The sequence below is a fragment of the Bacillus sp. FSL W8-0116 genome (genome assembly GCF_038003825.1).
Classification (GTDB): domain Bacteria; phylum Bacillota; class Bacilli; order Bacillales; family DSM-4216; genus Bacillus_O; species Bacillus_O smithii.
Map to the genome: position 1 here is coordinate 2,594,006 of NZ_JBBOPY010000001.1, position 24,899 is coordinate 2,618,904.

Genomic DNA, 24,899 nt, shown 5'->3' on the forward strand with positions numbered 1-24,899 from the left:
GAGAATCCCCGATTTCTCAAACGGGAAAGGCAAACAGTCAAAAAACAGAAAATTCTGATCGATCAATGAAATCAAAAATCCCAGTTTTTGTTTTGTCCTAAACATCGCGATCAATTAAGGAGAGAAGAGGGAAGAAAATGAACGCAACATTAAAGGAAACGAAAGAATTAATTATGGACGCAGCCATTGTTCTTTTTAATACAAAAGGCTATGACGGAACCGGGGTAAGGGACATAGCCAAAAAAGCGAAAGTAAACCCAGCGAATATCTCCTATTATTTTAAAGGAAAACAAGGATTATTGGAAGCGTGTTTAACCCAATTTTTTGAAGGCTATTTGTCTTGTCTGGAAGAAAAAGTATTTTTACTTGAAATGGCGCCCCCGGATGAATGTTTAAAACAAGGCTTGAAAAGCATACTTTCGTTTCAAAGAGAAAATCATTTATTGACTCGTTTTGTCTGGAGGGAAGTGTCTATTGACTCCCAAATCTCACGTGAAATTATTGCATCCTATTTAGTGAAGGAAAAATATCTTTTTCATTTGATTCTGGAACAAGGAATCAAAGAGGGAATTTTCGCCAATCTGCCGGAAAGTTTAGTGATCATTCAATTAAAATCGCTGCTGACGATGCCGTTTTTACAAAGTCAATATTTGCGGGAGGTTTGGCACACATTCCCTCAAGAAAAATATTTTGTTGAAAAATACATGATCATGATCGAGCGTTGGATCGACTCAACGTTATGCTCCTTGCAAGAAACGCGTCATTTTGACAGAAAAATTATTTGACTGTTTTGCCGGAGCCGTCCTCAAGAAGAGAAAAGATCATCTTTTTTCTGCCTTGGCCAAGATCCTTTGTTTGATGGGCGTCTGATCCATAAATAAGAGGGATGCCCATTTCAGCTGCTTTCAAAGCGATGTCATTCGACGGGTATGGTTCCAGACAATCCGGTTTGTGGACGCCTGCACCGTTGTAATCTAAGGAAAAGCTATTTTTCTTTACAGCCGATAAAATCGATTCAATCATATGGTCAAAAGATTTTCGGCAAGGAAATTTGTTTTGAAATTTGCGAACAAGCGTGACATGGCCGATTCTTGCCGGGCGATATGGGCCAAGATCTGCCGCTATGGATTTTAATACCGTCTCGTAATAGCATTCATATGTCTTTTCAACGGAGCCGAAAACATCAACGATCTTTCCAAAGAGCTCAGCGCTGTAGTCAAGGCAGTACCACTCATTCCCTTTTTTTAGGAAGTGGACGGATAAAATGGCATCATCCAAAAGCGGCCCGTATCGATTCAAAAATTCTTTTGTTTTTTGCTCGTACCCCTCGATGTAATCCACTTCCAGTCCAATTTGGATATCAATAATCCCTTTATATTTCTTTTTCCATTCGGAAACTTCTTCTATGTAATCATCGATTTGGCCGGGATCCATACCGCTGTCTTTCGTCGGAGTCGTATCAATAAATCCGTCAGGAAGCGGGGCGTGTTCGGTAAAGGTTATTTTTTCAAAGCCAAGAGAAATGGCTGTTTCTATGTACGACTCGAAAGAATCATTGGTTCCGTGCGGGCAATAAGGAGTGTGAATATGACCATCGACCCTCATAAATAGTATTTCTCCTTTCGATGCTCGAATTTATGATGGAAATAAGCTAAAATAAAGATTAGAAACGAAACCTTTATGACAATTGATCGATAAAGTTCATTTTGAAAAATGAGATAAGCTCAATCCGGATCCTCGATAGAGTGATATTTCTTCCGTATGAATAAAAGTGTATCAAATTTTTGAGATTCCTGGTAAAAAATTAGAATTTATTTGTCAAAAAAGATCATTCACATGGTATCATATTTACATTAAGATATTTTTAGATAAAACGATGAACTGTCCGTAACGGATCCTTGTTGGGTGAAGGGACAAGGATAAGTTATATATCATATAAGAGCAGCGTTTGCCTTTGAATCAAAATATCTCACGGCGGGATTTGGCGGAAGGCAGAGAGCCGGAAGGGATTTTGTAACAGAGGCTTAAGCCGCAGAAGGATTAATAAAAAAGTGAGGCGACTGAAGGTGCGACAAGCACAAGACAGCTTGCGAGGTGGCGGTGTTTCAACCACCACAACAAGATGGGGGTTGACCTCGAGCACCTGGGAGCCACAACTGGATTAGTCCGTCCCCCTCTTTTACAGGCGGGAAATTATGGACAATAAAGCGGGGTTTATTTAGAGAAAGTACGGCATATGTGGAACAGGGGGCTTACGATGGAGTTCGTCATCGGCACATTCTTATTGATCATCATAATGGTCACAATAGGTTTCTTAATGAAAAGAAAAAAGTATCAAGTTGTAGATCAATTGGACAAACGCAAAATCGAAATTATGAATCGACCTGTAGCGGATGAATTGAAAAAAGTAAAAAAATTAAATATGACTGGACAAACGGAAGAATTATTTGAACGGTGGCGCCAAACATGGGATGAAATCATTACGACGGAGTTGCCGGCAATCGATGAAAAGCTGATAGATGCCGAGAGTTGCATTGACAAATACCGTTTTCGAAAAGCACAAGAAATCATGAGACAAATTGAAGAAAGTTTGGACAGTGCAGAGGAGAAAATTGATAATTTATTGCAAGAGCTGAATGAACTAGTAGGCAGTGAAGAAAAGAACCGCAGAGATATGGAAGAGATAAAAGAAAAATATCGTTCCGCTCGAAAAAGACTGCTTGCTCATCGTCATACATACGGAAAAACCGCACCTATATTGGAAATAAAGCTTGATAGTCTGTCCTCTCAATTCGATCAATTTGAAGAACTGACCGCTGAGGGGAACTATTTGGAAGCAAGAGAGCTTGTATTGAATCTGAAAGAAGAAATGGCGGATTTGCTGCATAAGATGGAGCGCATACCGGTGCTGATACCGGAATGCACAAGCTTGCTTCCTTCCCAGCTGGATGAGCTTGAGGAAGGATATAAAGAAATGGAAAAGCAAGGGTATATTCTTAATCATTTGCAGCTTGATAAAGAAATTGCGAGAATCCGGAAAGAGCTGGATCTTTATAAAGATTTAATCGCGAAAACCGAAGTTCAAGAAGTAGAAGATTCGCTGAACGAGACAAGGGAAAATATTGACCTTCTGTACGAATTGTTGGAAAAAGAAGTGAAAGCAAAGCATGACATAATCCAAAACAACAACCAAACATTTGAGCTGCTGCAAAAACTGAAAAAAAACAATAGAAAACTGAAAGAAGAAACCCAACTTGTTCAAGAAAGTTATCATTTAGTAGACGAACAAATTGATGTGCCAAAGAAATTAGATAAAGAATTGTCTCTGTTGGAGAAACGGTATGAAATTGTGTCCAGTAAAATATTTGCCAAACAGTCTGCTTATTCGCTGTTAAACGATGATTTAATGGAGATTCGAAAAAGCATTGAATCGCTTCAAGAGGAGCAGGAGAGATTTGCGGAGTTTTTAGGGAACTTGCGAAAAGATGAATTAGCCGCTAGAGATAAATTGGAAGAATTGAGAAGAATGATTCACGAATCCCATCGTAAAGTGGCGAAAAGCAATGTGCCCGGCTTGCCGGATTCCTATAAATCATTGATGGAGGATGCATCAGAACGAATCAATGAGGTCATTCAGTGCCTTCAAATGAAGCCGTTGAACATGAACCAAGTTCAAGACAAGCTGGAACTGGCTGTGGAAGCGGTGGAAGTTCTCAATCAAAAAACAGATGAATTGATTGAACAGGTGTTTTTGGCGGAAAAAGTCATCCAGTATGGTAATCGTTATCGGAGCCAATATCCGAACGTTCGAGAAAAACTGATTGAAGCGGAAAAAGCTTTTAGAAATTATGAATTCAGCGAGGCGCTTGAGCAAGCTGCAGCTGCAGTGGAAAAAGTGGATCCTCGATTTTTGAAAAAACTATCGGATCTATTGAATATGGATGGTAAAGACTAAAGAAAGCGGCTGATTCAAATGGATTTGGCCTCCCCATTTAAGAACAGGCTTAGATTGTGGGGAAGAGTTCGAATCTTACTTTGAATCGTCTGCTTTCTTTTTTTCGGTTTTTTAGAATGATAAGCTGCTTTCTTTCTGATTGTTCCCTACTTCAGGCTATGTTATTATTAGTATTTGAGTGTGAGAAATCATTCACAGAGAAGGTGTGAATTATGATTTACTTCGATAACAGTGCCACCACAAAACCATATAAGGAAGTAATGGAGTCATTTTTAAAAATAAATGAGAATTTTTATGCGAATCCGTCTTCCCTCCATTCTTTTGGAGGACAAGCGGAAAAATTATTGACTGAAGCGAGAAAGCAGATTGCTTCTTTGCTTCGTTGCAAACCAAGTGAAGTGTTTTTCACTTCCGGCGGAACAGAATCGAATAATTTGGCGATTAAGGGGACTGCGTTGCAATACCGCCATCGAGGAAACCATATTATCACGACTTCGATTGAGCATCCTTCCGTGCACAATGCATGCAGGCAGTTGGAGGATCTTGGCTTTGAAGTCACTTATTTGCCTGTGGATAAAAAAGGAATGGTTCGAGTGGAAGATGTGGAAAAAGCGATTCGGCCGGAAACCATTCTCGTTTCCGTTATGCATGTCAACAATGAAATTGGGTCTATACAACCGGTCGAAGAAATTGGAAAACTATTGAAAAATTTCCCGAAAATTTTCTTCCATGTTGACCATGTTCAAGGAGCGGGGAAAATTCCTTTGCCTCTGTCTGACGGAATCATTGATTTCTGTTCTATTTCCGCACACAAATTCCACGGTTTAAAAGGAACCGGCATTCTTTATATAAAAGAAGGCATTCGAATTTCGCCGCTATTTTCAGGAGGAAGCCAAGAAAAAAATGTGCGAAGCGGAACTGAAAACACCGGTGGGATTGTTGCCATGGCAAAAGCTTTGCGAATGACCATGGAAAAGCAAAAGACGGCTTTGAAAGAAATGGAAAATATTCGCCGTTATTTATTCAAGAGTTTGCGCTCTATAGAAGACGTCACGATTTATTCTCCGGATTCCGGGGCGCCTCATATCATTAATTTTGCCATATCCGGTGTTCGAGGCGAAGTGCTCGTTCATGCGCTGGAATCAAAAGGGATCTTTCTGTCGACTACAAGTGCTTGTTCTTCGCGGCAAAATCAGCCGAGCCGTACATTACTGGCTATGGGAGTACCGGAAAAAGAGGCAGATTTCAGCGTTCGCATCAGTTTATCGTATGAAAACACAATGGAAGAGGCAAAAGAATTTATCACGACGTTAAAAGAATTATTGCCTACGATTACGAAAACAAAGAGGAGATGACCATGATTTACGATCGCGTGTTAATTCGATACGGGGAGCTGTCGACAAAAGGCAGAAACCGAAATGTTTTTGTGACGAAACTGAAAAAAAATATAAAAGATATCATGAAAAATGAAGGAAATATCCAAATTCAGGCAGGAAGAGACCGCATGTATCTTCTTCTAAATGGGGCTTCCTATGAAAGAATCAAAGAAAAACTATCGAATGTTTTCGGAATTCAATCGTTTAGCCCGGTAGTACGGACGGAGAAGAACATCGAAAAAGTCAAAGAAGCAGCGCTTACGCTCGTTAAAGCCAATTTTTCGCCTGGGAATACGTTTAAAATTAATGCAAGACGTTCGGATAAGACGTTTGAAATCGATTCCCAGGAAATGAACTCTGTTTTGGGGGCTCACATTTTAAAAAACATAGACGGAATTAAGGTCGACGTGAAGCATCCTGATATTGAACTTTTAGTAGAGGTTCGAAAAGAGGGCGTATTTTTATCCTGCGAGTGGGTCAAAGGAGCTGGAGGACTTCCGGCCGGTGTAAGCGGAAAAGCAATGTTGCTGTTGTCGGGGGGAATTGACAGCCCTGTTGCAGGTTACATGATGATGAAACGGGGAGTAGAGATAGAGGCTGTTCACTTTTTTAGTCCTCCTTACACAAGCGAACGAGCTAAGCAAAAAGTCATTGATTTGGCGAAAAAATTAACATCCTTTGGTGGAACCATTAAACTTCATATTGTTCCGTTTACAGAAATCCAGCAAAAAATCCATGAGACGGTTCCGGCTAATTACACGATGACTTCGACAAGAAGATTTATGTTAACCATTGCGGATGAAATCCGGAAGAAAAACGGCGGACTTGCACTTGTCACTGGGGAAAGCTTGGGACAAGTAGCCAGTCAAACAATGGAAAGTATGCTGGCCATCAATGATGTGACCAGTACACCCGTTCTAAGACCGCTCATTGCCATGGATAAACTGGAAATTATTGAAATCTCTCGAAAAATTGGAACGCATGATATATCCATTCTTCCTTATGAAGATTGTTGCACTATTTTTACACCGCCTTCTCCAAAGACGAAACCAAAATTGGAAAGGGTGGAACACTACGAAAGCTTTTTTGATTTTGAACCTTATGTAAGAGAAGCGGTTGAAAAAACAGAAACGCTCTTGATCAGCGAAGAGTTTGAATCGAAAGAGTTTCAAGACCTATTTTGACGTATTGTGAACTGCATCGGGAATAAAGCGGACCGATTATGCACATTTTAATGAATACAGGGAGGTGAAAATGGATGGCTAGAAATAATCGGTCTAACCAGCTTTTAGTTCCCGGTGTAGAAAATGCTCTTGAACAAATGAAGGCAGAAATCGCGCAAGAATTTGGTGTGCAGCTTGGGCCGGATGCAACAGCACGCGCCAACGGTTCTGTCGGTGGAGAAATGACAAAACGATTAATCCAAATGGCAGAACAGCAGTTAAACGGTTTATCAAGATAAAGATACTATTTCCTTCGATAAAATGATTTTTTCAATAAGAACCATAAATAAATGGAAGCGTCAAACTTTAGAAGCAAGGGGAAACCCTTGCTTCTTTCTGTGTGCGCCCGGCATGGGTGTAATCTATAGGGTGAAAGTCCCGAGCTGCGAAGGCAGAAGTAGCAGTTAGCTTAACGCAAGGGTGTCCGTGGTGACGCGGAATCTGAAGGAAGCGGGCGGCAAACTTCCGATCTGAGGAACACGAACTTCATATGAGGCTAGGTATCACTGGGTGAGTTTGCACAACAAAACAAAGCCCTTTCTGCCGAAGGTGATACAGAGTAAATGAAGCAGATGGATGGAAGGAAAGATTACACTCTTACCCGGGGAGGTCTGATGGATACGTGAAGTAGCCTTCATAACCTACTTAGTGATAAGTAGCTGAGCCATCAGAAGTCAGCAGAGGTCATAGTACGAATTGGTCTAGAACAATTCGGAAGGACTGAACAATTAAGAGAGAATAGCCCTTTGCATTCAGTGTGTCATGTTGAACACAGAAAACGTAGTACCTCACTTGAGGAAGGAAACGGTGAATCCCGTGGGGGACCTCTTGGAGGGTGGAGTGACCACTGGCATAAAGAGAACAGCTATTCACGGAAGTTATAAAGACTTGCGTCATTTATCTTGATTGAACCGCCGTATACGGAACCGTACGTACGGTGGTGTGAGAGGACGGGGGTTAATCACGGTTAATCCCCCCCCTCCTACTCGATTCGTAACTTTGCAGTCAGTTTACAATACCCGATCGAAAATTTGATTCAAATTGTGTGGATCATTTTGATATAATGGATCTATGTGAAAAGACAAGCAGTGATAGGTACTTTAGAAGGGTCTTTTTTTATACGTAAGTGTTTATCGTGAAAGGAGCTCTTCATGAAAAAGCGAGGCGAATGCGAGCCTGCCAAATACTTCTGGCGAAAGGCCTCATGATTATGCCCCGCTCCTAAAAAGGCGAAAGCCGGGAGTAGCTAGCAAGATTAAGGAGGGATCTCTGGATGAAAAGAGAAGATTTGTTGGCGCCAGAAAAATACAATATCGTAATGGAATTCGAAAAATATGCTTCCGATCCAAAAAAAGTGGCGATCAAATGGGAAAATGAAAATGGAGATACAAGAGAAATTACATATAGACAATTGATTCAAAACGCCAATCGAATTGGAAATGCCTTTTTGAGTCGAGGCTTGAAAAAAGGGGACATTATTTTAGTCATGACCCCGCGCTTAATTGAAGCTTATGAAATTTATACAGCTGCTCTAAAGACGGGATTAGTCGTGGTTCCTTGTTCGGAAATGCTAAGAACGAAAGATTTGAACTATCGTATTGAACATGGAGATGTAAAAGCCGTTGTTTCTTATCATTCCCTTGTCGGGGAATTTGAAAAAACAGAGAAGTTTATAGAGGGAAAATTGCTGCCGTTTGTATTTGGCGGAAAACGCGAAGGATGGCTGTCTTTAGAAGAAGAAGCGGAAAAACAGTCTGATTCATTGGAAATGGCCGATACACGAAGTGATGATATGGCCTTTTTGCCTTATACTTCGGGAACGACCGGAAATCCTAAAGGGGTTGTTCATACTCATGGATGGGGCTATGCGCATTTAAAAACGGCGGCTCCTAATTGGCTGTGCATTGGAAAAGACGATATCGTATGGGCTACAGCTGGACCAGGCTGGCAAAAGTGGATTTGGAGCCCATTTTTGTCCGTTCTTGGGTCAGGAGCAACAGGACTTGTCTATAATGGCCGATTCAATCCGAAGAAATTTTTACATCTTTTGGAAAAATATAAAGTCAATGTGCTATGTTGTACACCGACTGAGTATCGATTAATGGCGAAAGTCGACAATTTGGGCGATTATCGTCTGGATCATCTGCACAGTGCTGTTTCTGCAGGAGAGCCTTTGAACAGAAAAGTCATTGATATCTTTAAAACCTGAATCCGTGATGAATTGAAATCGACTTTGATTTTGTTGTAATTTTGATGGATTGATAATCCATAAAACCCTTTTTATGCTTATGACCTATGTCATCTCTATTTCCGAAAATGGAACAAATCTCTTTTTTAGGTATACGAACCAAAAAAATAGACAAAAAAGCACAGGGAGTGACGTTGGACATCAGTGCCCGAACATTCGTTCGTTATCTTACCTCTCTCCATTTCTGATAGACGTTCAGTAGGGGCTCGCTATAGCCACTCCTTCGCGTCAGTTTCATCCAGGTCTGTCGTGATCGACGGACGAGTCGCCCTGCCATCGTGATCACCGTCTGAATAATCGTCTTGATGCGGCGGCGTTTCACTTTGTGGTGCAACGGATGTCTCGGATCGCTTAATAGATCTTGTCCAATCAGACGAAGAAGATTGTAAACGAAGGCTCCCATGACCAACACGAGCGCATTCGTTTTCATCTTCCCAGATGGAAGCCGCTCTAAATCTAAGTCGCTCTTCAGTTCGCTATGAAACTGTTCGCATGTCGCATGGTCATGATACAACGCGAGCACATCGCTCATTCGAACATGCTCGTATCCTTTGAGCCGCACCCAATAGCTTTCCACTTCATAATCAGGAACGAGCATCAGCTGTCCATTGCGTTCCATCGTCCGTTCCGTCACTTGGGTGACTTGAACGTACGTATACGTGTTTCCATCGATCGCTGCCTTCTGTGGAAGGCATAGCTCATAGGTTTGTACTCCTTCGCTTTGTCCATCATCGACACGTTTGCCCTTTTGCGAAGCGATCTGGAACCAAAGCGCTTTCGATTCTCGGCGTAAGTTTCGCTTGATGACAAAGTCCACGTCTTCCTTTAGGCATACGTGCACATTCGCTTCTGCATCGTTTCCTGCATCCATGCGAACAAGCAGACGAGATGAAGTCAGTTGACGAGCTCGACGGATAGCGGTGACTAAAAACGAGGGCATGTTGTCTTGCACATGTTGTTTCCCTGGACGCAACTCGGCATGAACGAGATACCCTTCCTTCCCTGCATACGCAAACAACGGTGTAAAACCGTCAAATCCTTTATACGTTCGACTGACTCCTTCTTTTTTCGTATCGGAGTTGTCAAATGGGGAACCATCTATATCAAGGGGAAGCCATGTCGTCTTTCCTTTGGTCCAACAAGGGGACAAAGTGGCATGTCGTTGAATCAACAGACGTATGGACTCCTCCCAAAGAATCGTTTCGGTCATCGGAAGACAAGCGAGCTGATCGAGTCGTTGTCGCAAGGTTGGAGAGGAAGGCACGTGCTGAATCCCCATCGATGCCGAAAAGATATCGTCCTGACGATACGCTTCGATATGATCGAAATCCGTTTTTCCTGTGGCAAGCAAGCCAATCATCGAGCGAATGACATCGCTATGGGAAATGTGCACTTCTCGACGAACCGTTGGAAGCCGAAGTGCGTTTACCCGTTTATCCAGTTTCGTTCGATGGAGTAAGTAGCCAACGAGAGCAAGCCCAGCACTTGGGGTAATCGCTTCATCTGTCAATACAAACCGAATCGGGAAATCTTTCATCACATCACCTACTTGATGAAGAATCGTCAACGTCGTTTTTCCTTATCGTATCAACGGTTTGCGACCATTGTAAAGATGTTTTGTCACGGATTCAGGTAAAAAACAATTTGGAATTTATGTCCGCGATGGTTATGGACAAACGGAGAGCACTCTTCTCGTCGGTGTGACGAAGGACATGGAGATTCGTCCGGGATCCATGGGAAAACCAACGCCTGGAAACCACGTGGAAATTATTGATGACGACGGGAATCCTTGTCCACCTGGCGTAGTAGGCGATATTGCCGTCCATGTGTCAACTCCGGCTTTGTTTAAACAATATTATAAAGATCCGGAAAGAACGGCTAAGCAGTTTCGAGGAGAGTACTATATTACCGGGGACAGAGCCAAAAAAGACGAGGATGGATATTTTTGGTTCGAGGGTCGAGGCGATGACATTATTATCAGTTCCGGCTATACCATTGGCCCGTTTGAAGTGGAAGATGCTCTCGTTAAGCATCCGTATGTCAAAGAATGCGCTGTTGTGGCGAGTCCTGACGAGGTAAGAGGGAATGTAGTAAAAGCTTTTGTCATCTTAAAAGAAGGAGTGGACAAAAACGATCCTAACTTAATTCCCCGGTTGCAAGAACACGTGAAAAAAGTGACGGCTCCATACAAATATCCGAGAAAAATTGAATTTGTAGATGAACTGCCTAAAACGGCTTCAGGCAAGATCAGACGGGTGGAGTTAAGAAACAAAGAGCTGCAAGCATTGAGCTAAGCTTGAAGAAAAACAGGCGGCACAAGCTGCCTGTTTTCCATTTTGTTCAAAAGGAAGGAATCCGATATGAAAACCCTTTGGCATAATGGAAAGATTTATACGATGAATAAAGAAAACGAAACATGTGAAGCAGTTGTGACAGAAAATGGCACGATCTTATTTGCCGGTTCAAAGAAGGAAGCGGAGTTGTGTCATGCCCCTTTTGACCGCACCATTTCACTGGATGGTGCCGTAATGTTTCCGGGATTTGTCGATAGCCATATGCATTTGCTGGGTCTGGGAGAAAAACTCGATCGACTTGATTTCACCGAGATGAAATCCAAGAGAGACGTTTTAGCTGCTGTCAAAGAAAAAATTTCTTCTCTAAAAGAAGTCGAATGGCTGATCGGTGAAGGATGGGATGAAAGTCGCTGGTCGACGGGCGAAATATTGACAAAAGACGATCTTGATCAAATTTCAGACACGATTCCAATTCTTTTAAAAAGGGTGTGCCGACACACGGTTGTAGCGAATACCCCAGCTTTAAAGAAAGCGGGGATTGATGAAACATCTGTTGATCCTGAAGGTGGGAAAATCGAACGGGATGAGGACGGACGATTAACAGGAATCTTAAAAGATCGCGCCATTGACAGAATGTTTAAGACGCTTCCCGAGTATACAAATGACGAAATGAAGAAAATTTTGGAAACAGGGATTCAACATTGTTGGGAGAATGGATTGACAGGAGCCCACACGGAAGACTTGAATTATTATGGAGATTTTTGGCGGACGTATCGCGCTTTTGAGCACGTGATTCATCGAAGCAACCGGAAATTCCGGACCCATTTATTAGTGCATCATGAAGTTATAGGTGAATGGAGGCTTAAACAGTTTTAAATAACTTATAAAAAGTTATAAAATTTTTATTTACTTTAATTTTTTCATGCTATATTTAATTTAAGGAGGAATATAGCATGAGATATTATAGCATTCATGAATTTTCCAAATTAATCAATCGAACGCCACAAACTTTAAGAAATTGGGACAAAAGTGGAAAATTAAAACCACATCATACTGGCTCAAACGGCTATAGATATTATTCTCACGATCAACTTAAAGAGGTACTTGGTATTAAAGAAACTAGTCAAAAAGTGGTTGGTTATTGCAGAGTTTCTTCTAATAAACAAAAAGATGATTTGCAAAGACAAGTTGAAAATATGAAAAAATATTTAGAATCGTTAAATGTTGAATATGAAATCATTCAAGACATTGGTAGTGGGATTAATTACAAGAAAAAAGGTTTGCGTCAACTAATCAAAATGATAAATAACAAAGAAGTAGATAAAATAGTAGTATTCCATAAAGATAGGCTTCTTAGATTTGGTTTTGAATTGGTTGAGTATATGGCAAACCTTAATGGGTGTGAGATTGAAGTTTTAGATAGCACTGAAAAAACAGATGAACAAGAACTTGTAGAAGATTTAATACAGATTGTTACAGTATTTAGTTGTAGATTACAAGGAAAACGTGCTAATAAAACTAGAAAGTTAGTAGATGAATTAATTGAGGAAAATGAGGAATTGCTAAATGATAAAGTCAATAAAAGGGATGTTGAAACCAAATAATAAGCAAAAAACTAAATTATTTCTATATGCGAATACAGCTAGATTTGCTTATAATTGGACAATTGCAAAGCAACAAGAAAATTATCAAAATGGTGGTAAATTCATCAATGATTCAACTTTGAGAAAACAGTTTACTCAAATGAAAAAGCTTGATGAATTTAATTGGCTGAATAATGTAAGTAATAATGTAACGAAACAAGCTATTAAAGATGCTTGTGATGCTTACAAACGATTTTTTAAAGGACTATCAAAATATCCAAAATTTAAAAGGAAAAAGAAATCTATACCTAGTTTTTATCAGGATAATGTGAAAATCAAATTCACAAAAACACATGTTAAAGTAGAGGGATTTGCTTCAAGTAAAAAGTCGAATAAACAAAAGATAAATTGGATTCGATTAGCAGAAAAAGGACGTATTCCATTTGGTGAAAATGTTAAGTATATGAATCCTCGATTTACATTTGATGGTTTGAATTGGTGGGTATCTGTTGGAATAGAAACAGATAGTGATTATTCTCCTTCAAAAACAGAAGGGATAGGTATTGACTTAGGAATAAAAGATTTAGCTGTTTGTTCTGATGGTAAAGTTTATGGAAATATTAATAAAACAAAAAGAATTAGGCAATTAGAAAAGAAAAAGCGCAGGTTGCAACGTAAAATTTCAAGAAAATATGAAAAAGGAAGGGAGGGAAACCGTTACAGGAAAACCAACAACATTATAAAAAGTGAAAAGCAACTTTTAAAAGTTTCACGAAGACTAACGAATATTCGTCATAACTACATACATCAAATCACTTCTGAAATCGTAAACAGAAAACCAATGTTTATTGTTTTAGAAGATTTGAATGTAAAAGGTATGATGAAAAATAAACATTTAGCTGAATCTGTTCAACAACAGTGTTTCCATGAATTTAGAAGACAAATTGAATACAAGTCAAATTGGAATAATATTCGCTTCATTTTGGCGGATAGATGGTTTCCAAGTTCTAAGTTGTGTTCTTGTTGCGGAAAAGTTAAAAAAGACTTGAAGTTATCCGATAGAACTTTTGAATGCGAATGTGGAAATATTGTTGATCGAGATTATCAAGCGTCTATAAATCTTAAAAAATATGGTGAAAATGTTTTAGAATCTGCATCTTAACAATGCAAGTTAATGCAGACATGTACCGATTCGTTAGTCGGGAATTTACGACTTTGGAGTGTTACACCAAATGCAAGTAGCGATCTGTTTAATAGATAGACGTGAAAGCAGACACGATGAAGAAGTAATGAAACATAAAAGTTGTAGGAAATTATAACTTTTTATAAGTTTTCTGTAACGGCTGCCGGTTGCTGTTCATGCCATTGGCGACTTAGCTGTGGAGCGGGTATTGGATGTAGTGGAACAATATCCGTCGGCGAAAGGAAAAAGAGACAGGATTATTCATGCAAACATTTTGCGACATGATTTAATCGCAAGACTAAAACAACAAAACCATCTTATACTCGATATTCAGCCTGGTTTTATTCGTTCCGATGTTTCCTATACAGGACGTTTGCCGGAATGTCTGCAGCAGTACGTATCTCCGTGGAAAACGATCTTAACAGAAGGGATACATTGTGCCGGCGGCTCGGATGCTCCTATTGAAGACGTAAATCCTTTTAAGCACATTGGCGCTGTCGTAGAAAGAGCCGATGGCCGTACGGATGAGAATCTAACTGTCTATGAAGCGATCTCGCTTTACACAAAAGGAAGTGCTTTTGCTTGTCATCACGAACACGATCGGGGCAAGATACAAAGAGGATACAAAGCTGATTTTACCATTGTGGATCGTGATGTATTCCATATTTCTCAAGAGGAGATTTCAAAAACGAAAGCAGTAATGACGGTGATAGACGATGAGATCGTTTATACTGCTTACTAGACCTATATTCAAACGGGTGAACGGCTTTTTAGTGAAAATCAACTGATTCGCCCAAGTCTTGTTAGGAAATTTATCAGTTGGGAAAATAAACATCGATATAATCATTGGACAAAAGAGGGAGACAGGGATGAAAAAAGACGAGAAATTGGGTATTGTATACGCAGGGCTTTCGTACTTGCTATGGGGATTGTTCCCATAGCCATCAAGTTAAGAATTTGATCTTTTTTCAGCGCCAAAAACATGGTATCCTTTCTAACGAAAATCATCGTTGGAAAGGATTATTTTTTGATGGCAAAAAAGATGAAGGCATGGATAAAAACGATTCGTCAACTCTTCTCCTATGAAGAACTGACTCGTCTGGCACGGAAAGTCGGATTCATTCAGCGGCAGCGTTCATTAACAGCGGAAGCCTTTCTGACGCTATGTGCTTGGGGAGACGGATCGCTCGCCTGTCAGTCGCTTCAGCGGTTGTGTGCCGATTTGGCGCTCTGGCATGATTGCTCTCTCTCGAATGAAGGACTGAATCAGCGGTTTACGCCTCGTGCCGTGGCGTTTTTAAAAGAGGTCTTTTTTACTCTCCTGATGCATCAACGTCCGGCACTCTCTTCCATCACCGAAACGTATCGCGCTTGTTTCACCCGTCTGCGGATCTTAGACTCTACCAGTTTTTTACTTCCGACCGACTATGGTGAGGACTATCAAGGTTCGGTTTCATCTGGCGCCAAAATCCAATTTGAGTATGAGCTGTTATCGGGAACCTGTCTTCAGCTGTGCGTCCAACAGGCCAATGATTCCGATGCCCGTTTTGCTTATCATACCCAGCACACGATTTTACCGAATGACCTTTGCATTCGGGATCTGGGGTTTTTTTCACTCGCCACGCTGGCGGAGATTGATGCTCGAGGTGCTTATTATATTACCCGGTTGCGTTCCGATATCAAAGTCTATATCAAGCAGGACGGGGAGTGGCACGAATGGGATTGGGAATCGATAGGAAATCGATTGGGCGAGGGGGAAGCCGTGGAAGTGGAACACGTGTATATCGGACACCAACGCCTGTATGTTCCGCGTCTGATTTTTCGCCGTCTCACGGCGGAAGAATGGGAAAAACGGCTGGCGTACGTGCGGAAAAAGGAAAAAAAGAAAGGGAAGGCGCTGTCACGCCAAACCCTTGAACAAAAGAAATATCACATCTTACTGACCAATTTACCACAAGAATCGTTTGATGCGCAACAAGTTTATGAGCTGTATTCGCTGCGCTGGCAAGTGGAGCTGTTATTTAAGGGCTGGAAATCCTTATTTGATCTTGACCGTGTCAAAAAGATGAAGAAGGAACGATTCGAATGCCACTTATATGGGACATTGATTGCCATTTTAGTCACGCAGACTCTTCTGTTCCAAGCCCGAAGGTATTGGCATCAACGGGAGGGAATCGAGATCAGTGAATGGAAAGCGCTTAATATCCTCCAATCGTATTGGCATCGGTTTCTTTTGCATCCCCAAGCGATGGAAACCGCCCTTCCATCTCTCCTGTCTCTGTTAAGGAAACACGCGAGGAAAGACCGAAGGAAAGGAGAGGAAACGGTATCGGATCTTTTAAAGAAATTGGGGATATGGTAGTGTGGGTCATGGATATAATTGCCAAATAACCCTCTTCTTGAGGGTTATTTGGCATGCCCAGCATTTGGTTTTCTCTTCATCCTTTGATTGATTTTTCGAACATGCGTATCATCCTAAAAAATTTTATACCGCTAACTTGACGGGTATGGGGATTGTTCCCTCTTTATTGGAAATTGCTGAAGCAAGTTCCCGCTTATGAAATTTTAGCGAACCGGATTTTTTGGTCTTTTCTATTTATGCTTGGTTTTCTATTGGTCACAAAGAAATGGTCGTTGTTTCGTCAAACGTTCCGGCAGCTTATTCAACAGCCAAAAATGGGGCTGACATTATTTTTCGCATCCTTGCTGATCAGTGCCAATTGGTTTTTATACATTTGGGCCGTCAATCAAAATCATATCATTGAAACAAGTTTAGGGTACTACATTAACCCGCTTGTGAGCGTACTGTTAGGCGTTTTGATATTAAAAGAAAAACTGTCAAAAGCTCAAGTAGTATCTTTTCTTTTGGCGCTTACTGGCGTTTTAATCCTTACGATTTCGTATGAAAAATTTCCATGGGTGGCCCTTGGGTTGGCTGTCACCTTTGGATTGTATGGTTTGGCCAAAAAAGTAGTCAAAGTCGAATCCGCAACGGGGTTAACGCTTGAAACGCTGTTGATTACTCCATTTTCGCTGCTATTTTTACTGTATTTAAATAGCAATGGTGAATTGATGCTATTCCACCAAAGTGTGGCGACCGATCTTTTGCTTATTGGCGGTGGAATTGTCACGGCAGTTCCTCTTTTGTATTTTGCCAAAGGTGCTCAGCGGATTCCTTTATATATGATTGGATTTTTGCAATACGTTACGCCCACCATGTCTCTGTTGATAGGGATTTTTATTTATCATGAACCATTTTCGACGATCAAATTCATTTCCTTTACATTCATATGGGCGGCGCTTTGTGTATTTTCATTATCACAAATTCGCTTTTTTCATAGAAATGGAAAGAATCCAAAAAGAAAAAGTGAGATTCCTGTTGAAAACTAGAAAATTAATGGAGGCTGGGACAAAACCCCCTCTAAAATGGAAACAGCCCATGAAATTTTGGAATGAAATTTCATGGGCTGTTCTTCATTTTTCAATAAAAAATAAGGACCTCTTCTGTTAAAATTAAGTTACCACCAAAACTAACAGAAAGAAGGGTCCTTATGTTTAAATATTATAACATGAATCAATTAGTTTTGCCTCTAGATTTAGAAATAAAATTACAAGAAAATGATATTGCCTTCCACATTCACCATTTAGTTGAAAGTATTCCAGATGAAGCCTTCCAGCCGTTTCTTCGAAATACAGGTTGTCCTGCTTATCATCCACGCATGATGCTAAAAATTATTTTGTGTGCCTATTCGCAGTCTGTCTTTTCAGGTCGAAAAATTGAAGCGCTATTAAAGGACAGTATACGAATGATGTGGTTGGCACAAGGATATGAACCAAGTTATCGGACGATCAATCGTTTTCGTGTGCATCCGGAAGTAAAAGAATTAATTCGTCAATGTTTTGTCCAATTCCGTTGCCAACTGGTGGAAGAAAAGTTAATCGATCAAGAAGCCATTTTTATCGATGGTACGAAGATTGAAGCGAATGCCAATAAATTTACTTTCGTATGGAAGAAATCCATTGAAAAATACAACCAAAACTTAATTGAAAAGTCCAATCAGTTATACAACGAACTATTAGAAAAAGAAATCATCCCTGAAATGGAGCGGGAAAATGAGGGAGAACTGTCCGTTGAAGAACTCGCTCAAATGGTGCAACAAGTCGATGAAGTCATTAAGGAATATGACCAAAAGATAGAAACATCGCCCGATGCCACAGAACGAAAAGCATTAAGAAGCGAACGAAAATATCCAAAACAAGCGTACAAACAATTAATAGACTTCATTCTACGAAAACAAAAATACCAAAAAGACTTGGACATCTTGGGGGAACGGAACAGTTATTCCAAAACAGATCAAGATGCAACGTTCATGCGAATGAAAGACGACTATATGAAAAACGGTCAATTGAAAGCTGGATACAATGTACAAATCGCAACAGAAGGTCAATACGCACTAGCTTATAGCATCTTTCCAAATCCTACTGATACACGCACATTAATTCCGTTCTTGAATAAGATAGAAAAGGATTATTTTCCGTTGCCAAAGTATATTGTCGCAGATGCTGGTTATGGTAGTGAACAAAACTATGAAGACATCCTTTCGAATCGAAAATGTGAGGCACTCATTCCATATACCATGTATGAGAAAGAACAAAAGAAGAAATATAAACAAAATCCATTTCATCCAGACAATTGGATGTACGACGAAGAAAGTGATACCTACATTTGTCCAAATCAGCAGCGAGTAACCTTCCGTTATCGTTCTGTACGTACAGATAAGACCGGTTTCAAACGAGAATTGAAAATCTATGAATGTGAAAACTGTTCAGGATGTCCATTTCGTTCATCATGTACAAAAGCAAAGGAAGGCAATCACCGAAAGGTCATGGTGAATGAAAAATGGGAACAACAAAAAGAATATGTAAGAGCGAAGCTTTCAGAAGAAAAAGCTGGTTCTATTTTCCATCAACGTAAAATAGACGTAGAACCAGTTTTTGGATTCTTGAAGGCTAATTTGCGTTTCACTCGATTTTCCGTTCGAGGAAAATCGAAAGTGGAAAATGAAATGGGCATTGCCTTAATGGCCGTGAATTTACGAAAATACACGGCCAACAAAGATCAACTAACCAAAAATAATGGGGATAAATGGAAAAAGGAGAATTTGAGTTGGCTCAAATTCTCCTTTTTCCTATCTATATAAGTTGAATTAAAGATTTACAACTGAACACACAAACGATCGATCGTTTGTTCTGGTTTCTGGTTGATTCGCTGAATAAAGGCTTGGACATTCTTTCTAATTTCTTGCACACTCGAATAGAACACGTTGTAAATCACGTCTGATTTCAGCCATTTCCATAGCCCTTCAATCAAGTTCAATTGCGGACTGTATGGTGGCAAAAAGACGAGCTCTAACCGATCTTCGTGTTCTTTTAAAAATGGCTGAATGAGTTTGGCATGGTGAATTCGAGCGTTATCTAAAATCATCACTATTTTGCCTGTGGGATAGCGTTCTAACACAAGTTGAAGAAATCGAAGAAATGTTTCCGCGTCATAGCATTCTTCTTCGATGCAAAACACTTCCCCTGTTTCGTAGTTCAACGTGCCAATCAGCTTCAGCCCTTGATGTTTTCCAAACGTCGGAATGATTCGTTGTTTTCCTTTGACAAACCATGTTTTTTGAATCGCTTGGTAATCACGAATCATCGACTCATCTTGAAAGAGGACATGGGCGATGTTCCCATCTACCAGTTTTTTTTTACTTCAGGGAAGGTGATTTCGACGAATTCTTTTTGTTTCTCTTCATCGGCATTGGCTAGTGTATAGGTCGGTTTCGTATAGCTTAGCCCTAACCGATGCAGAATGTCACTTGTTCCGCGAAGCGTGTATGTTGGCCCCCACTTTTGTTGAATGAGTTCAGCGATTATCGCAAGCGTCCAATTATATTTTGCTTCGAATCCCACATCTACGGGGAGCTGATGTTCAATGATCAAAGCCAGCTCTTTTTCCTGCTCAGGGGTCAATCGACGTGGGGCGCCAGGTGAGTATTTCATCTCCAGTCCATCAAGACCGCGCTGGGCGTAGGCATGAATATAGTTATAAATAGTTTTCTTGGATCGACCAATAATCGTTGCGATTTCTCCTTTGGTATATCCCTGCAAATGAAGATAAATCGCTTGGTAGCGTTCATATGCTCGTTTACTTTTTGCTTCTTTCATGGCAGTGGACAACTTTTCGATCTCGTCTTTGTGATTTGGCATCATATTTTCTCTCCGTTCCCCTATTTTCTCTTTGTATTTATTCGCCGTGGAATGGGAGAAAACCTTTATTTCAATTTATATAGAAGCTAGTTTTGTCCCAGCCTCTTTAGACATTCATCTAAGTACTAAATAGGGAAGTCTACATTTTCGTATAAAATCCAAAAGTTCTTTCGACTATGTCGAAAGAACTTTTTTAAAAAGAACGGAACAAAGGAACATCATGAGAAGGTATGATCAGTCAGGAGGATGGACCGAAAAGATTCCAACTCTTGTTCTATTCAATTTTTTCTTCTTGGAAAAGTGATCACGCAAAAGGGATTGGCGACTCTTGGCCAATCCTTTTCATTAACGGACGTTTGTGAAATTGGCTGTATCGTTCAGGAAGCTTTTTTGATGGTTTTATCCTTATGTTTGTTTATGACAAAAGTCAATGTATAAATCATGATTAACAAAAGTATAGGAAGAACACTATATGCATACATGGTGTGGTATCCGGTTGAGTTGGCCACAACCCCTAATCCGGAGGAGCCAATCGCTATACCAAGATCCATGGAAGAGAAGAACATGGCGTTGGCAGTCCCTTTTTTGTCTTGCGCCACTCTGCTCACAGCCAGTGCTTGGAGGGAAGGTTGAATAACTCCATATCCAAGGCCGTAAAAGAAACCTGCCATTAATAAGGTCGCCGTATTATAAGTGAAATATAATAACATTAGACCGATAATGCCTGCCATGGCGGCAGGATAAATAAGTACTTTATGTCCAAAATGATCATACAGGCGGCCCGAAATGGGACGTATCACAGTCATAACGATGGCATTGGTCAGAAAGAAAAGAGAAACCGTTCCACCCAGATTCGCTTCTTTTCCTAATTCATTCATGAAACTCACGACACCGCCAAGAGAAATAAAGTAACAAACAATTAATAAACAAGGCAAAAAGGCTTGTTTGTCGAAAGCATATTGAATAAGTGACTGTGCTTGGCTATTTGTCGGTTTGCCGTCCGTCTTTGAAGAGCTTTTGATTGAAAAGCTGAGAATGAGAATAATGGCTGTAAACAACACAGATAAAAGGATAAGAACATGAAATGAGAAGGCTGCCATCAATGACAATGCCAGCATAGGCCCCAAACTTGTTCCTAGGCTGGTGGAAAGCCCGTAGTAGCCAATCCCTTCTCCAAGACGATGATTCGGAATAATATTGGTTGCCATGGTGGACAACAGAGTTGTGATGATTCCAAAACCGATGCCATGAAAAACTCTTAACAGGAGAAGGATCGGAACGGATTCCAATTTATAGCTTAATGCGATCGCCAACAGGACGAAGATGAGCGAAAAAATCGCCATCCGCTTCACATTCAGTTTATGCATCAGTATTCCGATAAACGGGCGTGTTACAATCGCCGCTGCCATAAAGGCAGTGGTCATCAAGCCTCCTTGTGCAGGGTTATGTTTAATATCCGAAATGAAGGCGGGATAGCCTGCTGTCAGCATTTGGAGGCAAATAAAAAAGAGAAATGCCATTAATAAGATGACGATAAATTGTTTTGTCCACAATTTTGAGGACTGATGATCCATTGTGATTCCTTCTTTCTATTCTAATTATTCCCTGATGTGTACTATTTTAAATGGTGTGAGTAAAATGTTTGTGGGAGAAATTCTTAGAATTCCCCGATGAGGGGGTTGGGAACGTATGTTCTCAATCCCCTCATCGGGGCCACCAAGCAAAGCGCGGTAGGATCCCAAGCAGGAAACATGAAAAAAGGACTCTCTCCCTGGTAAGATGATCATTGTTCACACCATCAAACAGGAGGAGAGAGTCCCATGAATATTCAACAACATCTTACCACAAATTCGTTGACATGGAAAGAGATCGAACTTGATTTGTTTCGAGCCTTGCAAAACGCCTTCACCGAGCTGTTTACGGCTCTGTTGGAGGACATCGACCGACAATTGGCGGAAACCCGGGACAAGCGCCGGTACCACTTGAAAGACAAACGACGCACCACGATTCAAACCTTGTTTGGCGAAGTTACCTTTGAGCGAAACTACTATTTAGACCGAGAACAAAACCGTTACACGTTTTTGCTTGATTCCTTTTTAGCGTTTGATGGATCGCAGTCAATCAGCCCTTGTCTAGAAGAAACGGCGATGGGATTGGCTGTGGAGTGCTCTTCCTATCGCAAAGCGGCTCATACGCTTGCCCAGATGGTCGGGTATCCGGTGATGAGCCATGAGACGATCCGCCAGTTGGTGCTCGAGGCTGAAGTTCCGCTGCACTGCCCGGTTGACCAGCGATATGGACGGGTGCTGTTTGTGGAGGCCGATGGACTGTTTGTCTCTCTCCAAGGGAAGGGAAAACGGGCCAAGGAAGACAAAATCCTGACCGTTCACGAAGGATGGAAGCGCAACGGCTCACGGATCGAATTCGTGAATCAGCGCCATTACGTCCATGAAGGCAAGGGGGAGGTGTGGGAAGGCTTCGAGGAATTTTTGATGAACGAATATGCCTATGATCCGTGTCGGGATCTTCTTGTCATCAACGGGGACGGCGCTCCATGGATTACCGCGTGCCGGGAGTATTTCAAAGGACGGGTCTGCTTCCAATTGGATCGATTCCACGTGGCGCGTGAGTTGCGCCAATGCCTCTCGGGCCATCCACGGTGGCAGGCGATTCGGCAAAAGCTGGCGAAGCAGGATGAAGAGAAGCTGCTTGTGGAACTGAACAGCGCCCTCGGCACGCTGGGGGACGAAGCGAAAGAACAACAGCTGGCTGCCTTGATCCACCGGATCGAATCGATGCCGGGATGCATCCGTGATTACCGGGAATGGCTGAAGGAGCAAGGAGTGGACACAACGGGCATGTATCCGATGGGGAGGGCTGAAAGCGTGATGAGCCAGCTGGCGTATCGGGTGAAATACCGCCGCAGTTGGACAGACAAGGGACTCAGGGCGTTTTTCAAGGCAATGATTGCCCGGATGGATGGGATTCGTCTTTTCGGACATCGTTTAGGAGAAGAATCGTCGCATCCGGCGGAGGAAACGGCATCTACCAAACAGACGATCGTGAACAAGGCGAAACAACGCATCCGCCGTCTTCTTCCAGAGGTAACGCGGAATAACGTGCCATATTTACAGCAATCGTCCGGGACTCCGATCTATCATGCCCTGTCTGAATTCAAGGGATGGTAAAAAAAGGTATACATATTCGTCTCCTGAATCCGTGACAAAACATCTTTACAATGGTCGCAAACCGTTGATACGATAAGGAAAAACGACGTTGACGATTCTTCATCAAGTAGGTGATGTGATGAAAGATTTCCCGATTCGGTTTGTATTGACAGATGAAGCGATTACCCCAAGTGCTGGGCTTGCTCTCGTTGGCTACTTACTCCATCGAACGAAACTGGATAAACGGGTAAACGCACTTCGGCTTCCAACGGTTCGTCGAGAAGTGCACATTTCCCATAGCGATGTCATTCGCTCGATGATTGGCTTGCTTGCCACAGGAAAAACGGATTTCGATCATATCGAAGCGTATCGTCAGGACGATATCTTTTCGGCATCGATGGGGATTCAGCACGTGCCTTCCTCTCCAACCTTGCGACAACGACTCGATCAGCTCGCTTGTCTTCCGATGACCGAAACGATTCTTTGGGAGGAGTCCATACGTCTGTTGATTCAACGACATGCCACTTTGTCCCCTTGTTGGACCAAAGGAAAGACGACATGGCTTCCCCTTGATATAGATGGTTCCCCATTTGACAACTCCGATACGAAAAAAGAAGGAGTCAGTCGAACGTATAAAGGATTTGACGGTTTTACACCGTTGTTTGCGTATGCAGGGAAGGAAGGGTATCTCGTTCATGCCGAGTTGCGTCCAGGGAAACAACATGTGCAAGACAACATGCCCTCGTTTTTAGTCACCGCTATCCGTCGAGCTCGTCAACTGACTTCATCTCGTCTGCTTGTTCGCATGGATGCAGGAAACGATGCAGAAGCGAATGTGCACGTATGCCTAAAGGAAGACGTGGACTTTGTCATCAAGCGAAACTTACGCCGAGAATCGAAAGCGCTTTGGTTCCAGATCGCTTCGCAAAAGGGCAAACGTGTCGATGATGGACAAAGCGAAGGAGTACAAACCTATGAGCTATGCCTTCCACAGAAGGCAGCGATCGATGGAAACACGTATACGTACGTTCAAGTCACCCAAGTGACGGAACGGACGATGGAACGCAATGGACAGCTGATGCTCGTTCCTGATTATGAAGTGGAAAGCTATTGGGTGCGGCTCAAAGGATACGAGCATGTTCGAATGAGCGATGTGCTCGCGTTGTATCATGACCATGCGACATGCGAACAGTTTCATAGCGAACTGAAGAGCGACTTAGATTTAGAGCGGCTTCCATCTGGGAAGATGAAAACGAATGCGCTCGTGTTGGTCATGGGAGCCTTCGTTTACAATCTTCTTCGTCTGATTGGACAAGATCTATTAAGCGATCCGAGACATCCGTTGCACCACAAAGTGAAACGCCGCCGCATCAAGACGATTATTCAGACGGTGATCACGATGGCAGGGCGACTCGTCCGTCGATCACGACAGATCTGGATGAAACTGACGCGAAGGAGTGGCTATAGCGAGCCCCTACTGAACGTCTATCAGAAATGGAGAGAGGTAAGATAACGAACGAATGTTCGGGCACTGATGTCCAACGTCACTCCCTGTGCTTTTTTGTCTATTTTTTTGGTTCGTATACCTAAAAAAGAGATTTGTTCCATTTTC

The 24,899-nt window shown here is 41.7% G+C and carries 18 protein-coding genes and 2 pseudogenes; 16 read left to right on the top strand and 4 right to left on the bottom strand.

Going from position 1 to position 24,899, the window contains the following annotated elements; genetic code table 11:
* The first annotated feature begins 137 nt into the window (after positions 1–137).
* Positions 138–785: a forespore capture DNA-binding protein RefZ gene (refZ, locus tag N1I86_RS12405; protein WP_003355667.1), complete on the top strand. Its 648-nt coding sequence runs from the start codon at positions 138–140 to the stop codon at positions 783–785.
* Here the strand turns inward: refZ and hisJ are convergent.
* A complete protein-coding gene (hisJ, locus tag N1I86_RS12410) occupies positions 778–1,605 on the bottom strand; it encodes a histidinol-phosphatase HisJ (protein ID WP_003355666.1) in 828 nt (275 codons plus the stop codon). The genes refZ and hisJ overlap by 8 nt on opposite strands.
* Positions 1,606–2,257: 652 nt before the next feature.
* On the opposite strand from hisJ, the gene ezrA reads away from it, so the two are divergent.
* From ezrA to N1I86_RS12435, 5 genes and pseudogenes are all read left to right on the top strand, one after another.
* Positions 2,258–3,955 (top strand): septation ring formation regulator EzrA, encoded by a 1,698-nt coding sequence (ezrA, locus tag N1I86_RS12415; protein ID WP_341096568.1) that lies wholly within the window; start codon positions 2,258–2,260, stop codon positions 3,953–3,955.
* Between the two features lie 212 nt (positions 3,956–4,167).
* A complete protein-coding gene (locus N1I86_RS12420) occupies positions 4,168–5,310 on the top strand; it encodes a cysteine desulfurase family protein (protein ID WP_003355664.1) in 1,143 nt (380 codons plus the stop codon).
* Positions 5,311–5,312: 2 nt separating this feature from the next.
* Positions 5,313–6,515 carry a tRNA uracil 4-sulfurtransferase ThiI gene (gene thiI, locus N1I86_RS12425; protein ID WP_003355663.1) on the top strand — a complete coding sequence of 401 codons (1,203 nt, stop codon included), beginning with the start codon at positions 5,313–5,315 and terminating at the stop codon, positions 6,513–6,515.
* Positions 6,516–6,589: 74 nt separating this feature from the next.
* Positions 6,590–6,793, top strand: coding sequence for an alpha/beta-type small acid-soluble spore protein (locus N1I86_RS12430; RefSeq protein WP_003355662.1), 204 nt, complete (start codon positions 6,590–6,592; stop codon positions 6,791–6,793).
* A 1,034-nt stretch (positions 6,794–7,827) separates the two neighbouring features.
* Positions 7,828–8,757, top strand: a pseudogene (locus N1I86_RS12435) (AMP-binding protein); the annotation flags it as partial.
* 208 nt (positions 8,758–8,965) lie between these two features.
* Here N1I86_RS12435 and N1I86_RS12440 read toward each other — a convergent pair.
* Positions 8,966–10,339 carry an IS1380 family transposase gene (locus N1I86_RS12440; protein WP_341097263.1) on the bottom strand — a complete coding sequence of 458 codons (1,374 nt, stop codon included), beginning with the start codon at positions 10,337–10,339 and terminating at the stop codon, positions 8,966–8,968.
* A gap of 97 nt (positions 10,340–10,436) precedes the next feature.
* Here N1I86_RS12440 and N1I86_RS12445 point away from each other — a divergent pair.
* From N1I86_RS12445 to N1I86_RS12480, 8 genes and pseudogenes are all read left to right on the top strand, one after another.
* A pseudogene (locus tag N1I86_RS12445) lies at positions 10,437–11,096 on the top strand (AMP-binding enzyme); the annotation flags it as partial.
* A 66-nt stretch (positions 11,097–11,162) separates the two neighbouring features.
* Positions 11,163–11,972 carry an amidohydrolase gene (locus tag N1I86_RS12450; RefSeq protein WP_341096572.1) on the top strand — a complete coding sequence of 270 codons (810 nt, stop codon included), beginning with the start codon at positions 11,163–11,165 and terminating at the stop codon, positions 11,970–11,972.
* 77 nt (positions 11,973–12,049) lie between these two features.
* Positions 12,050–12,700, top strand: coding sequence for an IS607 family transposase (locus N1I86_RS12455; protein ID WP_003353566.1), 651 nt, complete (start codon positions 12,050–12,052; stop codon positions 12,698–12,700).
* Positions 12,663–13,841: an RNA-guided endonuclease InsQ/TnpB family protein gene (locus tag N1I86_RS12460; RefSeq protein WP_003353565.1), complete on the top strand. Its 1,179-nt coding sequence runs from the start codon at positions 12,663–12,665 to the stop codon at positions 13,839–13,841. The genes N1I86_RS12455 and N1I86_RS12460 overlap by 38 nt, the downstream gene beginning before the upstream one ends.
* A gap of 181 nt (positions 13,842–14,022) precedes the next feature.
* Entirely contained in the window at positions 14,023–14,604 is a 582-nt protein-coding gene (locus tag N1I86_RS12465) for an amidohydrolase family protein (RefSeq protein WP_341097345.1), read from the top strand.
* Between the two features lie 288 nt (positions 14,605–14,892).
* On the top strand, positions 14,893–16,224 hold the full coding sequence (locus N1I86_RS12470; protein WP_003354357.1) for an IS4 family transposase: 1,332 nt from the start codon (positions 14,893–14,895) through the stop codon (positions 16,222–16,224).
* Between the two features lie 152 nt (positions 16,225–16,376).
* Positions 16,377–17,252 (top strand): EamA family transporter RarD, encoded by an 876-nt coding sequence (gene rarD, locus N1I86_RS12475; protein WP_341096574.1) that lies wholly within the window; start codon positions 16,377–16,379, stop codon positions 17,250–17,252.
* Between the two features lie 161 nt (positions 17,253–17,413).
* On the top strand, positions 17,414–19,063 hold the full coding sequence (locus N1I86_RS12480) for an IS1182 family transposase (protein ID WP_341096575.1): 1,650 nt from the start codon (positions 17,414–17,416) through the stop codon (positions 19,061–19,063).
* A gap of 14 nt (positions 19,064–19,077) precedes the next feature.
* Here N1I86_RS12480 and N1I86_RS12485 read toward each other — a convergent pair.
* A protein-coding gene (locus N1I86_RS12485; protein WP_076611651.1) for an IS630-like element ISBs2 family transposase occupies positions 19,078–20,123 on the bottom strand; the annotation gives its coding sequence in 2 pieces (ribosomal slippage) (positions 19,078–19,617 and positions 19,620–20,123; 1,044 coding nt in all).
* Positions 20,124–20,497: 374 nt separating this feature from the next.
* On the bottom strand, positions 20,498–21,694 hold the full coding sequence (locus tag N1I86_RS12490; RefSeq protein WP_341096578.1) for an MFS transporter: 1,197 nt from the start codon (positions 21,692–21,694) through the stop codon (positions 20,498–20,500).
* A gap of 246 nt (positions 21,695–21,940) precedes the next feature.
* On the opposite strand from N1I86_RS12490, the gene N1I86_RS12495 reads away from it, so the two are divergent.
* Positions 21,941–23,308: an ISLre2 family transposase gene (locus N1I86_RS12495; protein ID WP_003355652.1), complete on the top strand. Its 1,368-nt coding sequence runs from the start codon at positions 21,941–21,943 to the stop codon at positions 23,306–23,308.
* Positions 23,309–23,426: 118 nt separating this feature from the next.
* Positions 23,427–24,800 (top strand): IS1380-like element ISGsp2 family transposase, encoded by a 1,374-nt coding sequence (locus N1I86_RS12500; RefSeq protein ID WP_339195758.1) that lies wholly within the window; start codon positions 23,427–23,429, stop codon positions 24,798–24,800.
* Positions 24,801–24,899 lie beyond the last annotated feature (99 nt).